This is a genomic window from Cobetia sp. 5-11-6-3 (genome assembly GCF_013374055.1).
GTDB lineage: Bacteria > Pseudomonadota > Gammaproteobacteria > Pseudomonadales > Halomonadaceae > Cobetia > Cobetia marina.
On the sequence record NZ_BLWJ01000002.1, the window covers coordinates 128,360 to 142,448 of the forward strand.

Consider the following 14,089-nt stretch of genomic DNA (forward strand, 5'->3'; position numbering starts at 1 on the left):
TTTCATGAAGATTTTTCAGGACGTTGCGATGCGTCCATGCCCTTGCGGGGGTGTGACAAGGTCAGTGATCGCTACGGCCAAGGCTTCTGTCAGCAGTCGCCTCGTGGCCGCCCGCGTCGGCGGTTTCGCATGTCATCGATTCGCCTTCGGGTCGCCATCGAGTCGCTGGCGACACCTCGTGGGGCCGGATATGTGCAAGGACTGGCTGGCGAGACTCGCCGCTCTGTCCCTATTCTGAACGTGTGCTGCAGTGCGACGTGGCAGACATGGTGCCTTTCAGGAGGAGGGGCTTCAACGGCCACGAGGCGAGGCAATTCTTGCGCAACGGTGCGCTCGAGGAGGCGTCACTCCTGCCTCGTTCCAGATCGCGCTTGTCATGCAGGGACGAGGTTGTCCATTCGGGTGGCGAAAGTTCGTTGAATGCGGTGGGTCCATGTATTGGACACTCGCTACCTATATCGATCTATGCTGATAAACACGCCGAGGCAGTCACCTGAGCGCCAGCAGCGCGGGGCATCAAGTGACCTGGTACCACTGTCATCGTACAGGAGTGGCCCCGGCGATGGTCCCAGCGACCCCGAGTCGCGACAAGGAGGCTTCCATGAGCATCTTCGATCACGTGCAGAGCCGCTACGAGCGGGTCCAGCAAGAAGAGATGAGTCTCCAGGAGTACCTGGAGTTATGTCGGCAGGATCGTTCTGCCTACGCCAGCGCTGCCGAGAGAATGCTGGCGGCCATCGGTGAACCGGAGGTCATCGATACCGCCAAGGATCCCAGTCTTTCCCGGATTTTTTCCAACAAGCTGATTCGACGCTACCCCAGCTTCGCCGAGTTCTATGGCATGGAGGAGGCCATCGAGCAGATCGTGTCCTACTTCCGTCATGCGGCTCAGGGGCTTGAGGAGCGCAAGCAGATTCTCTATCTGCTGGGGCCAGTCGGCGGCGGCAAGTCATCGCTGGCCGAACGACTCAAGCTGTTGATGGAGCAGATTCCCTTCTATGCCATCAAGGGGTCACCGGTATACGAGTCGCCGCTGGGGCTGTTCTCGCTGGAAGAGGATGGCGAGGTGCTCGAGAAGGAATATGGCATCCCGCGCCGCTGCATGCGCAGCGCCATGTCGCCCTGGGCGGCCAAGCGTCTCAAGGAATATGGCGGAGATCTCAGTCAGTTCCGTGTCGTCAAGCTCTACCCATCCCGCCTGAACCAGATCGCCATCTCCAAGACGGAGCCGGGCGATGACAACAACCAGGACATTTCCGCGCTGGTCGGCAAGGTCGATATCCGTCAGCTTGAGCTCTATGCCCAGGATGATCCGGATGCCTACAGCTTCTCCGGCGGGCTGTGCAAGGCCAACCAGGGGTTGATGGAATTCGTCGAGATGTTCAAGGCGCCGATCAAGGTGCTTCACCCGCTGCTGACCGCGACTCAGGAAGGCAACTACAACCCGACCGAAGGCATGGGGGCGATTCCCTTCGATGGCGTGGTGCTGGCGCACTCCAATGAGAGCGAGTGGCAGGCCTTCCGCAACAATCGCAACAACGAGGCCTTCCTGGACCGCGTGTTCATTGTCAAGGTGCCCTACTGCCTGCGGGCCTCGGAGGAGGTGAAGATCTACGCCAAGCTGCTGGAGCACTCGTCGCTCAATCATGCGCCCTGTGCGCCAGACACCTTGCGCATGCTGTCCCAGTTCATCGTGCTGTCGCGCCTGCAGGAACCTGAGAACTCCAGTATCTATTCCAAGATGCGCATCTACGATGGCGAGAACCTCAAGGATACCGACCCTCGCGCCAAGTCGATCCAGGAGTACCGTGACAGTGCGGGGGTCGATGAGGGCATGGATGGTCTGTCCACGCGCTTTGCCTTCAAGATCCTCTCCAAGGTCTTCAACTTCGATGCCAGCGAGGTGGCTGCCAACCCGGTGCACCTGCTCTATGTGCTGGAGCAGCGCCTCGAGCAGGAGCAGCTGCCCAAGGAGACCCACGAGCGTTACCTGCGCTTCATCAAGGAGTATCTGGCCCCACGTTATGTCGATTTCATCGGCAAGGAGATCCAGACCGCCTATCTCGAGTCCTACTCCGAGTATGGTCAGAACATCTTCGATCGTTACGTGACCTACGCTGATTTCTGGATTCAGGACCAGGAATACCGTGACCCCGAGACTGGCGAGCTGCTCAATCGTCAGTCGCTCAATGAGGAGCTGGAGAAGATCGAGAAGCCGGCGGGCATCTCCAATCCCAAGGACTTCCGTCATGAAGTGGTCAACTTCGTGCTGCGCGCTCGCGCGCAGAACAACGGGATGAATCCGGGCTGGCAGTCCTACGAGAAGCTGCGTGCGGTGATCGAGAAGAAGATGTTCGCCAATACCGAAGAGTTGCTGCCGGTCATCTCCTTCAATGCCAAGGCATCGGCATCGGATCAGCGCAAGCATGAGGATTTCGTGGCGCGCATGGTGGATCGCGGATATACCGAGAAGCAGGTGCGTCTGCTGTCCGAGTGGTATCTGCGAGTGCGCAAGTCGCAGTAAGCCCTGCCGACTGACGACAGGCCTGCCGGCGGGCGTGATTGCCGCCGGCACTTGCCATCCGGTCTTTCGCTGAACGCGAGGCCGGCAAGGAGGGCGAATGAGTTACTTCATTGATCGACGCAGCAATGCGCGCAACAAGAGTGCGGTGAATCGCCAGCGCTTCATCCGGCGCTACCGCAGCCATATCAAACGGGCGGTGGAGGATGCCGTCAATCGGCGCTCCATCACCGACATGGAGCGTGGCGAGGAAGTCTCCATTCCGACTCGCGATATCTCGGAGCCGGTCTTCCAGCATGGCCAGGGCGGCAAGCGGCGTGTCATCAACCCGGGCAACAAGGAGTTCGTGGAAGGTGATCGCATGCGCCGCCCGAGTGGCGGCGGCGGCGGTGGCGGCGGCGGAGAAGGTCAGGCCTCCAACCAGGGCGAGGGCGAGGATGATTTTGCCTTCACCCTGTCGCGCGAGGAGTTTCTCGAATTCGTGTTCGATGGTCTGGAGCTTCCGCATCTGGAGCGCAAGCAGATCGCGGACATGGATGAAGTACGTCCGGTGCGGGCGGGCATCGCTCGCGATGGCACTCCCGCCAGGATCAATATCGTGCGCTCGATGCGTTCAGCCCAGGCGCGGCGTATCGCCATGCGATCCCCCATCAAGCGGGCGCTGAAGGAGGCCACTGACGCGCTGGAGCTTGAGGAGCGCAAGGATCCGGTGCTGCGCAACAAGGTGCGCATTGCCGAGCTCAAGGCGGAAATCGAGCGTCTTGAAGCGCGCCTCAAGGCGGTGCCGTTTCTCGATACCTATGATCTGCGCTACAACCACCTCATCAATCAGCCGATGCCGTCCAACAAGGCAGTGATGTTCTGCGTGATGGATGTCTCGGGGTCGATGACCCAGGCGCACAAGGATATCGGCAAGCGCTTCTTCCTGTTGCTCTATCTGTTTCTGGAGCGCAACTACGAGAAGGTCGAGCTGGTGTTCATTCGCCACCACACCGCCGCCAAGGAAGTGGATGAGGAAGAGTTCTTCTACTCCCGAGAGACCGGCGGCACCATCGTCTCCAGTGCCCTGACGTTGCTGGATGAAGTGATCGAATCCCGCTATCCGGCGGGTGAATGGAATCTCTACGTGGCTCAGGCATCCGATGGTGACAACTGGGATGACGATTCCACCAATTGTCGCGAGCTGATGATCAAGAAGCTGATGCCGCGTCTGCAATATTACGCCTACGTGGAGATCACCCCGCATGCACACCAGGCATTGTGGGAAGAATATGAGCGAGTCGAAGCCGAATTTCCGGATCGTTTCGCCATGCAGCAGATTGTCGAGGCGGGCGATATCTACCCGGTATTTCGAGAGCTGTTCAAGCGCCGCATCAGCGCCTGATCGCATCATGTGACGCGCCCGGCCATCTGCCGGGCCGGGAGGCCCCATGAGCCAGAGACGTGATAATCGACTGGAAAATCAGCAACCGGCCAGTGGCTCCGATTGGACCTTCGAGCTTCTGGAGCATTTCGAGCACGAGATCGCGCGTATCGCTGCGCAGTATCGGCTGGATATCTACCCCAATCAGATTGAGGTCATCACTTCCGAACAGATGATGGATGCCTATGCCAGCATCGGCATGCCGGTGGGCTATCATCATTGGTCGTTCGGCAAGCAGTTTCTCTCGGTGGAGCAGGCCTATCGGCGCGGGCAGATGGGACTGGCCTATGAGCTGGTGATCAATTCCGATCCCTGCATCGCCTATCTCATGGAAGAGAACACCCTGATGATGCAGATTCTGGTCATGGCGCATGCCTGTTATGGCCACAACAGCTTCTTCAAGGGCAATTACCTGTTTCGTGCCTGGACGGATGCCTCGGCGATCATCGATTACCTCGTCTTCGCCCGTAAGTACGTGTCCGAATGCGAGGAGCGCCATGGTGTCGATGCGGTCGAGCAGCTGCTGGACGCCTGTCATGCGCTCCAGAATTATGGCGTCGATCGCTACAAGCGTCCCTCGCCCATCTCGCCGGAAGAGGAGATCCAGCGTCAGCAGGAGCGTGAGGCCTATCTGCAGGCTCAGGTGAATGCGCTGTGGACCACCATTCCGCAGGCCGAGGAGGAGGATGAGTTGATCGATGAGGTCAACGACCCACTGGGTCTGCATCGTCGTGGTCGCTACCCTCCTGAGCCTCAGGAGAACCTGCTCTACTTCATCGAGAAGAATGCCCCGTTGCTGGAGCCCTGGCAGCGGGAGCTGGTGCGTATCGTGCGCAAGCTGGCGCAATACTTCTACCCGCAGCGCCAGACCCAGGTAATGAATGAAGGCTGGGCATGCTTCTGGCACTACACCATCATGAATCAACTCTATGATGAGCAGTTGATCGGCGAGGGGGTGATTCTCGAGTTCCTGCAGTCGCACACCTCGGTGGTGCAGCAGCCGGGCTTCGATCACCCGCATTACAATGGCATCAACCCCTATGCGCTGGGCTTCGCGATGTTCATGGACATCAAGCGCATCTGCGAGAATCCTGACGACGAGGACCGTGAGTGGTTCCCCGACATCGCCGGCAGTGACTGGTTGGAGACGGTGCATTTCGCAATGCGCAACTTCAAGGACGAGTCCTTCATCCAGCAGTTCCTGTCGCCCAAGGTGATCCGTGATCTCAAACTGTTCTCGCTGGTGGATGACGACAGTGATGAGCATCTTCTCATCGATGCCATTCACGATAGTCGAGGCTACAAGCGCATTCGAGAGGCGCTGTCGGTGCAATATGCGCTCAGCCATCGCGAGCCGAACATCCAGGTGTGGGCCGCGAATATCCGGGGAGATCGCTCGCTGACGCTGCGCCATGTCCAGGATGATCGTCGCCCGTTGTCACGCAGCGTCTATCCCGTGATGCGCTATCTGCACCAGTTGTGGGGGTTCCCGGTGCATCTCGAATCATTGGAGCAGGATGAGATCGCGCGCCGCTACCAATGGCCGTTGCCGGAGGATGCTTCCGGCTCCACTGCGAGCTGACGTCTGGTACCGGTAATACAGCCATGAAAAAGACCGCCTCGGGATTGGTTCCCGAGGCGGTCTTCTCGTATCAGGTCCGAGGTGCCGCCGGTATCATGCCGGGCGCTTGGTCCAGGACTGGCACCAGCCTTCGGGTGCCACGCTATTGCTGGGGAATAGCTGACAGCCCTTGTTCTCCGGCTTGTAGAACATGCAGTTGGTGCAGTCGGAGCCGGGCTTGAAGGCGGGGTGATCACTGGCTTCGCTGGCATCTTCCACATAGTGGAGCGCCTTTGCCTGCGGGTTGTCGGTATCCAGTGGGGGCAGGTCGGCGGCAAGGGCGCGCGGCGAGAGCACGGCAGCACCCAATGGCAGGGCGGCAAGCCCCAGCAGGCTGTTGCGCATGAAGTTACGACGGCTTTGATCAGCCATGGTCAGATTCCTTCTCATCGTTGGAGCACAGCCGGTGGGATGTGCTGCGGTCACGGCTCGCCTGTCAGGAGGCGCTTTCATGTCGATCGTTGCAGTGTCACTCGTGCCACGGGCGTCTTGATGAGCGCTCTGTGTGGCGCGGCTGGTCGCAAGCATCCTGGTACGGGAAGATGCAGGTGGCATGCCAGATACTGATCATGCGGTCAGATTCTGCGGTATCCGCCGTCGGGATGATCCCCCTCGTGGATATCTGCTCGCTGATGGTGCATGAAGCAAGTGCTGCCTGCTTATTGTGGCTTGAGTTGGGGCGGTCGTCAGCCTCGCGAACGGAACTCTGGCATGATGGAATGCTACGGTAGAACGTGAATGAAGTTGCTGCGGCTTGCGGGTCGTGACGGAATGACGAGCGCATGCCTTGCCGAGGCAATGGCAACGACAAGAAGGAAATGGCGGGATGCTGGATGTGATGGATGATATTCGCTCGGCCGGTCGCAAGCTGTGGCGAGGGTTTGGCGTCAGCGTGGCATTCGCGCTGGTGGGAGGTGGGCTGTGGTGGTGGCAGGAGCGTGATTACCAGCAGTTCTACGCCTGGCAGGGAGTGCCTGAGGCACGTGAACTTGACTGGAAGACGCTGGCGCGTGGCTTGCGCAGCGATGCCTACCTGGTGGGGTGGTCGGATCTGCGCGCCAATCCGTTATGGGTGACATGGCGTCTCGAGAATACCCAGGGGTCGCGGCTGGGGGAGCGTCCTGACGAGTTCGAGCGCGACTGGCGCTCGCTATGGCCCGTCACGCCGGACAGCTATCGCAACAGTGGCTACGACCGCGGACACCTGGCGCCCAACTACGCCATCGGCAAGATCTACGGGGTCAAGGCCCAGCATCAGACGTTTCGCATGACCAATATCTCTCCACAGACACCGGCGCTCAATCGCAAGCTGTGGCAGCGACTCGAGGCGGCCATCATGGACAGGATTCTGCCGCGGGAAGAGGCGCTGTGGATCACCGCAGGTCCGGTCTTCACGGGAGAGATCGAGCGTCTGTCGAATCTGATCGAGATTCCGGATGGTTTCTACAAGATCATCGTCTCGCCCGGCACTGCTCGGCAGGCGCCTCGCGCCCTGGCGTTTCTCTTTCCTCAGCAGGTAAGAGGGGATGAGCCATTGGATCGCTTTCTGGTCAGCATCGATAGAATCGAATCTCTCACCGGTTTCGATTTCTTCCATGAGTTGCCGGACGATATCGAGCAGCGCCTGGAAGCCTCGGTACGTCGTGATGGATGGCAGGTCGAGAGTTTCAGCCGCATCCCGTCACGCTATTGAGTGTCTGATGACTCTGATGGCGCAGGGGAGGCAATGGGTCGTGCAGAAGGATGCGTCCGGGGATATTCGTCGCGCAGTCGCAGGAAATCCATCCACAGGCCAGGCAGTGGAAGCGGGTGTGGACAAGTCAGCAGGCGTAGGGGGGGATCTGTGTTTCTGGGAGCACGCGAAAGACAACGCAGGGCGCTGCAGGTCTGTATAAAGCAATGAAGCTGATAGCAGGGGGAGAGTATCGCGATGTGAGCAGCGGGCGCTGCGAGAAAGTACATCGGATGACAACTTGATGGTGCCCAGAAGAGGACTTGAACCTCCACGTCCATACGGACACTAGCACCTGAAGCTAGCGCGTCTACCAATTCCGCCATCTGGGCATCAAGTTGTGTGCTGAAGTCTCAAGAGCAGAGCCTTGCAGCGGAACGCCATGAAATCCTTGGTAGTGGATACCATGTTCCCTGTTCGAATGCGCATCGTGGTGCCCAGAAGAGGACTTGAACCTCCACATCCTTACGGATACTAGCACCTGAAGCTAGCGCGTCTACCAATTCCGCCATCTGGGCGAAGCGCGATACAGGGGTCGTTCATCGTGAGTCTGACATCCGTGGTGCCCAGGAGAGGACTTGAACCTCCACATCCTTACGGATACTAGCACCTGAAGCTAGCGCGTCTACCAATTCCGCCACCTGGGCAGACATCAGAACTCGTTTTGGTCCAAGGACCCGGATCAGCAGTCCAAGTTGTTGAAACTTGAATGCTTTACCCGTTTTCCGGTATCCATCCTAACGTGTGTCACGTCAACATGAAACCTGAAATTGGTGCCCAGAAGAGGACTTGAACCTCCACGTCCATACGGACACTAGCACCTGAAGCTAGCGCGTCTACCAATTCCGCCATCTGGGCAAGTGGTGCCGAATAATACGGATCTTCTGAGGGAATGCAAGAGGTTTCTGTTTTATTTGTGGCGTCAGGGGCTGCATGACGCATTTCGGTCGTCTGCCTTGCTGGCCGGAACTTCGAGATGGTGCAAGCTTTGGAAGACCCGATGGAAAAACAAGCGCTTGGCAAAGCCATGGAAGAAAGCCATGAAATGAGGCCTCCTGCATCACTCTGACGAGCTTCCGGGAGTCGGAAGGTTGGGGAATGGTTGGGTCGGCCCAATGGTAGGGGCTATAATGCGCGCATGAGAGACAACCAGTCATTCCGTGCCGCGCCCGCTGCCCGTCTCGAATTCATCGTCAAGGAATCCTGATTAATGACCCAATGGACGCTCAGCGACGACCCGCACGCGGAACGCGAAGCCCATAAGTACGACAAGCCCATCCCCAGTCGCGAGTATCTTCTCGACAAGCTGGAAGAGTATGGCAAGCCCATTACCCACGAGAACATGAGCCGCATGCTCGGTTTCGAGGACGACGAGCAGCAGGAAGCCGTGCGCCGTCGCCTCAATGCCATGGAGCGTGATGGCCAGGTGCTGCGCAATCGTCGTGGTGCCTATGCACTGATCGACAAGCTGGACCTGATTCGTGGCCGTATCGTCGGCCATCGCGATGGTTTCGGTTTCCTGGCGCGCGAAGATGGCGTCAAGCCGGACCTTGCCGTGCCGCCGCGCCAGATGCGTCGCGTCTTCCATGGTGATCAGGTGCTGGCGCGCGTCAGCGGCCGTGATCGCCGTGGTCGTGATGAAGTCACCATCGTCGAGGTGCTGGCTCACAATACCCAGACGCTCGTCGGCATCTATCGCCAATCCGAGCCGGACTTCGGGGTACTGATTCCGGAGAATTCGCGCATCGCGCAGGAAGTGATCATCCCCAACCGTGTGGCCAATGGTGCCAAGGACGGTCAGGTGGTGTCCGTGCGCATTACCCAGCAGCCCGCGACACGCGTGCAGCCGGTGGGGGAAGTGGTCGAGGTGCTCGGTGAGCGCATGGACCCGGGCATGGAGATCGACATCGCGATCCGCTCGCATGACATCCCCAGCGAATTCCCGCCGGAAGTCGAGGACCAGATCTCGACCATCTCCGCCGAAGTGCTGGAAGAGGACAAGAAGGGGCGTATCGACCTGCGCGAGACGCCACTGGTCACCATCGATGGCGAAGACGCGAAGGACTTCGATGACGCCGTCTGCGCCTGGCAGGACGACAACGGCAACTGGAAGCTGCTGGTCGCCATCGCCGATGTATCGCATTACGTGCGTGGCGGCAGTCCGCTGGATCAGGAAGGCTACGTGCGCGGCAACTCGGTCTATTTCCCGGGTCAGGTCGTGCCGATGCTGCCGGAGCTGCTCTCCAATGGTCTGTGCTCGCTCAACCCGCATGTCGATCGTCTGACGCTGGTCTGTGAGCTGACCATTTCCGCCGCCGATGGCGAGATGCTCGACTACCGCTTCTTCGAAGCCGTGATCCGTTCCCATGCGCGCCTGACCTACGAGAAGGTCGGCACCATGCTGACGGACCCGGAAAGTGAGGAAGGTCAGGCGCTGTGTCAGCAGTACAACGAACTGCTGCCGTCGCTGCACAACCTGCACGCGCTGTACGGTGTGCTGCGCAAGGCGCGCGACAAGCGTGGTGCCATCGACTTCGAGACCACCGAGACGCAGATCCTGTTCAACGATGAGCGCAAGATCGAACAGATCGTGCCGCGTACGCGCAATGACGCGCACAAGCTCATCGAGGAATGCATGCTGGCGGCCAACGTCGCCACGGCGCGCTTCCTGGATCTGCACGATCTGCCGGCCCTCTATCGTGTCCACAAGCAGCCGGCACCTGAGCGTCTCAACAACCTGCGCGCCTTCCTGGGTGAGCTGGGTCTGACGCTGGAAGGTGGCGATGAGCCACAGCCGAAGGACTTCCAGGCACTGCGTGCCTCGATCGCCGAGCGCCCGGACCTCGACATCATCCAGACCGTGATGCTGCGCAGCATGACCCAGGCGGTCTACTCGCCGCAGAACGAAGGTCACTTCGGTCTGGCCTACGATGCCTACGCTCACTTCACCTCGCCGATCCGTCGTTATCCCGATCTGCTGGTGCATCGTGCGATCCGTTCCGTCATCCGTGGTCCGCGCAAGACCGACACCGTGCTGCGCGCCGAAGATGCCGTGACCGAGCGTCCGACCAAATGGTGCCCGTACACCTTCGAGCAGATGCTCGAGCTGGGTGAGCACTGCTCGATGACCGAGCGCCGCGCCGATGAGGCGACGCGTGACGTCAACGACTGGCTCAAGTGCGAGTTCATGAAGGACAAGGTCGGTGAAGTGCTGGAGGGTACCGTCGCGGCGGTCACCCAGTTCGGCCTGTTCGTGCGTCTGGATGCCTACTACGTCGAAGGTCTGCTGCACATCTCCTCGCTGCCGTCCGACTACTATCACTACGAGGCCGAGAAGCATCGTCTCAAGGGTGAGCGTGCCGGCGTCAGCTATGGCCTCGGCGATGGCGTCACCGTCCAGGTGGCTCGCGTCGACATGGATGAGCGCAAGATCGACTTCATGCTCAGTGACCCGACGCCGCGTCCCAAGCGCAAGCCGCGCAAGGCGCGCAGCAGCGAGCGTGATGCTGACAAGCCCGCAAGCGGCAAGAGCGGTGCTGCCTCCGGCAAGGAATCTGCCCCCAAGGGTCGCCCCGGCAAGCGTGAGCGCGAGCGTCTCAAGTCCCTGACGGAAGAGGTCAGTCAGGAAGGCCAGGGTGGCGGTACGGACGGAGCGTCCGAGACGCCTGCGCAGGAGAGTCCTGCCCGCAAGCCGCGCAGCGAGCGTGATGAGCGTTCCGGTCGCGGCGAGCGCAAGCCCTCCACCGGCAATGAGCGTCCGTCCGTGCCTGAGTCTCCGGCAGCGGCGCGCCCGGCGGTGCCGAGCGGTCCGGAATCTGCTGACAGTCCGTTCGCGGCAGTCGCGCCGATGGGTGCCGCTGGCAAGGATGATCCGTCGCGCAAGCGCGGCTCCCGTTCTCGCGGGCGTCGCGGCAACGGCCGCAGCTGACCGCCGGCAAGATTCACCGCGCAGCATTCATCAGCCCCGGCCATGGTCGGGGCTGATGCGTTGCACGGCCGTGAGTTCGCAGGATTTCATGGCTGTCGCCATGGCGACAGCTCAGTTTCCGTCCAAGTGACAGGGCCCTGTCAGGGCCATCAGGCAGGAAGGCACTATGAGTCAGGACAAGGGGCGCAAGCCCGGCCGCGGCAAGCCCGCCGGCGAGCGCGGTAGCCATTCTCGAAGTGAGCACTCTCGAGGCGAGCACTCAAGGGGTGAGCGTGGTGGCGCTCAGCGCCAGGAACGTGGCGGGGCCCGCAGAGGTGGCGCTCGCACTGGCGCACCGAAGATCCCCGGTGGCCTGGAAGCCGTCTATGGTGTGCACGCCGTGGAAGCCTTGCTGGCACGCGGCCGCGCGCCGAGCGAGCTGTGGGTGCAGGCAGGCGAGGCCGAGCTGCGTCTGAACGAGATCGTCGAGCAGGCGCGTGCCGCTGGTTCACGCGTCACCTTGAAGGCGCGTGAGGAGCTGGATGCGCTGTCCACCGGCGGTGGTGCCCATCAGGGGCTGGTCGCTCTGTGCGCGCCGCTCGCCACCGAGAACGAGACTGGTCTCAAGCTGCGCCTCGATGGCTGGTCCCATGAGGAAGCGCCGCTGTTTCTGGTGCTGGATTCGGTCACGGATCCGCACAACCTCGGGGCCTGTCTGCGCAGCGCCGATGCCGCCGGTGCCCATGGTGTCATCGTGCCCAAGGACAAGTCCGCCTCCCTGAACGCGACCGTGCGCAAGGTCGCCTGTGGGGCAGCGGAAGTGGTGCCGGTCTATCAGGTCACCAACCTGGCCCGCACGCTGGATGCCATGAAGGAAGCCGGTGTCTGGGTGCTGGGTACGGCTGGCGAAGCCGAGGCCATGGCCTTCGAGGCCGATTTCACCGGGCCGGTGGCCATCGTGATGGGCGCTGAGGGCAAGGGCATGCGTCGGCTGACGCGCGAGCACTGCGACAGCCTGATCAAGCTGCCGATGGCGGGCAGTGTCTCGAGTCTGAATGTCTCGGTCGCGGCCGGTATCTGCCTGTTTGAAGCCGTTCGTCAGCGCCGCAACGGCTGACAGCGAGAATGGGGGGGGCAGGGCATGAGGCGTGCCTCGCGACGTGTCGCTTGCCAAGCCCTTGACACCTCTCTACAATACTGCGGTTCTGTGAAGTGCAGTCTGCAGTGAATGCGCGGCATGGGGGCACCTGTCCTCGCCCGCGCGCGTTGTACGTGGCTTTCGAGCCCGAATGACACAACCGTAGTAATCACTCCACTCCTTGCTTCCCGGCCCGAGACGCGCCGTGGAGGCTGTCAAACCGAAAGGAGCCAAGCCATGCGTCACTACGAGATCGTGTTCATGGTCCACCCGGACCAGAGCGAACAGGTTCCGGCCATGATCGAGCGTTACACCTCCATCGTGACCGAAGCCGGCGGTACTGTGCATCGTCTGGAAGATTGGGGTCGCCGTCACCTGGCCTACCCGATCAACAAGATCCACAAGGCCCACTACGTGCTGATGAACGTCGAAACTACCGGTGAAGTGGTCGAGGAACTCGAGACCATCTTCCGTTTCAACGACGCCGTCATCCGTAACCTGGTTGTGCGTGCAAAGGAAGCGGCCATCGAGCCGTCTCCGATGATGAAGCCGGCTGAAGAGAAGCGTCCGCGTCGCGAAGACAAGCGTGACGAAGCCGAAACTCAAGACGCTAACTGATACCGCACCCCCAGGAGGTCATTGCAATGGCACGTTTTTTCCGTCGTCGCAAGTTCTGCCGCTTCACCGCTGAAGGCGTGAAGCAGATCGACTACAAGGACATCGAAGTCCTGAAGTCTTACATCACCGAGACCGGCAAGATCGTCCCGAGCCGCATCACCGGCACCAAGGCGCGTTATCAGCGTCAGCTGGCGACTGCCATCAAGCGTGCGCGCTACCTGGCACTGCTGCCGTACAGCGACAGCCACCAGTAAGGCGACACCATGATGCTGGCATTGGCACGTTGGGCCATGCGCGGACCGTTGCAGTGCATCGCGATTGCACTGCTGACGGGTCTTCTGCCCTGGTTCTTCTGGTTCAGTGCCTCCATCAGTGCGCTGGTCACGCTTCGGCGTGGCCTTGCGCCAGCCGCACCCGTGTTCATCGCCGCTGCCATTCCGGCAGGCTGGTGGTGGACACAAGGCGATCCGGTGCCATTGGCGACCGTGTTGCTGGTCACGTTGATGGCAACCCTGCTGCGTGCTCGCATGCGATGGGGGGAGGCGCTGATTGGCGCCAGCCTGACAGCGGCAATGATGGTGCAGTCCGGGATATTCCTGCCACCAGGCGGGGCTGGTCCACTGCTTGAGAGCATTCGTCAGAATGCCCCTGAGCTTGATGCACGCTTGAGCGACTTTGCCGCTCAAGGTGTGCCGACTGAACAGCTCGCAGGGTTGGTCATCGGCGGTATTACCGGGTTGGTGGTCCTGCTGGCCGCCACGGCCTGTCTGGCCCTGGCGCGCAGTTGGCAGTCCGGGCTCTACAATCCGGGTGGATTTCGTCACGAGTTTCATGCCTTCCGGCTGAGCCCGCGAGAAATCCTGATACTGGCAGCCTGCAGCATCATCGGGGTCTTCCTCGATGTGCCTGCAGTGCTCCTGCTGATCTGGATACCGTTGTTCGTGGCCGGCATTGCCCTGGTGCATGGCTATATCGGGTTAAAGGGGATGAGCGGGTTATGGTTGGTCGGCGTCTACTTTCTGCTGCTGACGACCTGGCCCACGATTCTGATTTTGCTGCTGCTGGCTCTTGTTGACGTCTTTGCGGATCTTCGCGCACGTCTTGCTGGCAGTCATCGATAAGAGGTTTA

The 14,089-nt window shown here is 60.6% G+C and carries 10 protein-coding genes and 4 tRNA genes; 9 read left to right on the forward strand and 5 right to left on the reverse strand.

The window, feature by feature from the left end; genetic code table 11:
* Positions 1–601: 601 nt before the first annotated feature.
* From HXS66_RS04505 to HXS66_RS04515, 3 genes are all read left to right on the forward strand, one after another.
* Complete coding sequence (locus HXS66_RS04505; protein ID WP_077378796.1) at positions 602–2,524, forward strand: PrkA family serine protein kinase; 1,923 nt, start codon at positions 602–604, stop codon at positions 2,522–2,524.
* Positions 2,525–2,621: 97 nt separating this feature from the next.
* Positions 2,622–3,905 carry a YeaH/YhbH family protein gene (locus HXS66_RS04510; protein ID WP_176502961.1) on the forward strand — a complete coding sequence of 428 codons (1,284 nt, stop codon included), beginning with the start codon at positions 2,622–2,624 and terminating at the stop codon, positions 3,903–3,905.
* Between the two features lie 46 nt (positions 3,906–3,951).
* Complete coding sequence (locus HXS66_RS04515) at positions 3,952–5,526, forward strand: SpoVR family protein (RefSeq protein WP_077378801.1); 1,575 nt, start codon at positions 3,952–3,954, stop codon at positions 5,524–5,526.
* A gap of 93 nt (positions 5,527–5,619) precedes the next feature.
* Here HXS66_RS04515 and HXS66_RS04520 read toward each other — a convergent pair whose 3' ends face one another.
* Positions 5,620–5,937, reverse strand: a complete 318-nt coding sequence (locus HXS66_RS04520; protein WP_077378804.1) for a high-potential iron-sulfur protein — start codon at positions 5,935–5,937, stop codon at positions 5,620–5,622.
* Between the two features lie 454 nt (positions 5,938–6,391).
* On the opposite strand from HXS66_RS04520, the gene HXS66_RS04525 reads away from it, so the two are divergent.
* Positions 6,392–7,258, forward strand: coding sequence for a DNA/RNA non-specific endonuclease (locus HXS66_RS04525; RefSeq protein WP_255303095.1), 867 nt, complete (start codon positions 6,392–6,394; stop codon positions 7,256–7,258).
* A 284-nt stretch (positions 7,259–7,542) separates the two neighbouring features.
* On the opposite strand, the gene HXS66_RS04530 is transcribed toward HXS66_RS04525, so the two are convergent.
* The 4 genes from HXS66_RS04530 to HXS66_RS04545 all read right to left on the reverse strand — a co-directional run bounded on the left by HXS66_RS04530 (position 7,543) and on the right by HXS66_RS04545 (position 8,155).
* Positions 7,543–7,629: transfer RNA gene (locus HXS66_RS04530), tRNA-Leu, on the reverse strand.
* 99 nt (positions 7,630–7,728) lie between these two features.
* Positions 7,729–7,815, reverse strand: a tRNA-Leu gene (locus HXS66_RS04535).
* A gap of 42 nt (positions 7,816–7,857) precedes the next feature.
* A tRNA-Leu gene (locus tag HXS66_RS04540) sits at positions 7,858–7,944 on the reverse strand.
* Positions 7,945–8,068: 124 nt separating this feature from the next.
* Positions 8,069–8,155, reverse strand: a tRNA-Leu gene (locus tag HXS66_RS04545).
* A 352-nt stretch (positions 8,156–8,507) separates the two neighbouring features.
* Between HXS66_RS04545 and rnr the strand changes: the two genes are divergently transcribed.
* The 5 genes from rnr (at position 8,508) to HXS66_RS04570 (ending at position 14,081) form a co-directional block, all read left to right on the forward strand.
* Positions 8,508–11,225: a ribonuclease R gene (gene rnr, locus HXS66_RS04550; RefSeq protein ID WP_176502962.1), complete on the forward strand. Its 2,718-nt coding sequence runs from the start codon at positions 8,508–8,510 to the stop codon at positions 11,223–11,225.
* Between the two features lie 340 nt (positions 11,226–11,565).
* A complete protein-coding gene (gene rlmB, locus HXS66_RS04555; RefSeq protein ID WP_240704295.1) occupies positions 11,566–12,321 on the forward strand; it encodes a 23S rRNA (guanosine(2251)-2'-O)-methyltransferase RlmB in 756 nt (251 codons plus the stop codon).
* A gap of 258 nt (positions 12,322–12,579) precedes the next feature.
* Complete coding sequence (rpsF, locus tag HXS66_RS04560; protein ID WP_065392636.1) at positions 12,580–12,960, forward strand: 30S ribosomal protein S6; 381 nt, start codon at positions 12,580–12,582, stop codon at positions 12,958–12,960.
* A gap of 26 nt (positions 12,961–12,986) precedes the next feature.
* The gene (rpsR, locus tag HXS66_RS04565) at positions 12,987–13,214 is read left to right on the forward strand and encodes a 30S ribosomal protein S18 (protein ID WP_024952281.1); all 228 of its coding nucleotides are present in this window, start codon (positions 12,987–12,989) and stop codon (positions 13,212–13,214) included.
* Positions 13,215–13,226: 12 nt separating this feature from the next.
* Complete coding sequence (locus HXS66_RS04570) at positions 13,227–14,081, forward strand: hypothetical protein (protein ID WP_176503071.1); 855 nt, start codon at positions 13,227–13,229, stop codon at positions 14,079–14,081.
* The last annotated feature ends 8 nt before the right edge of the window (positions 14,082–14,089 follow it).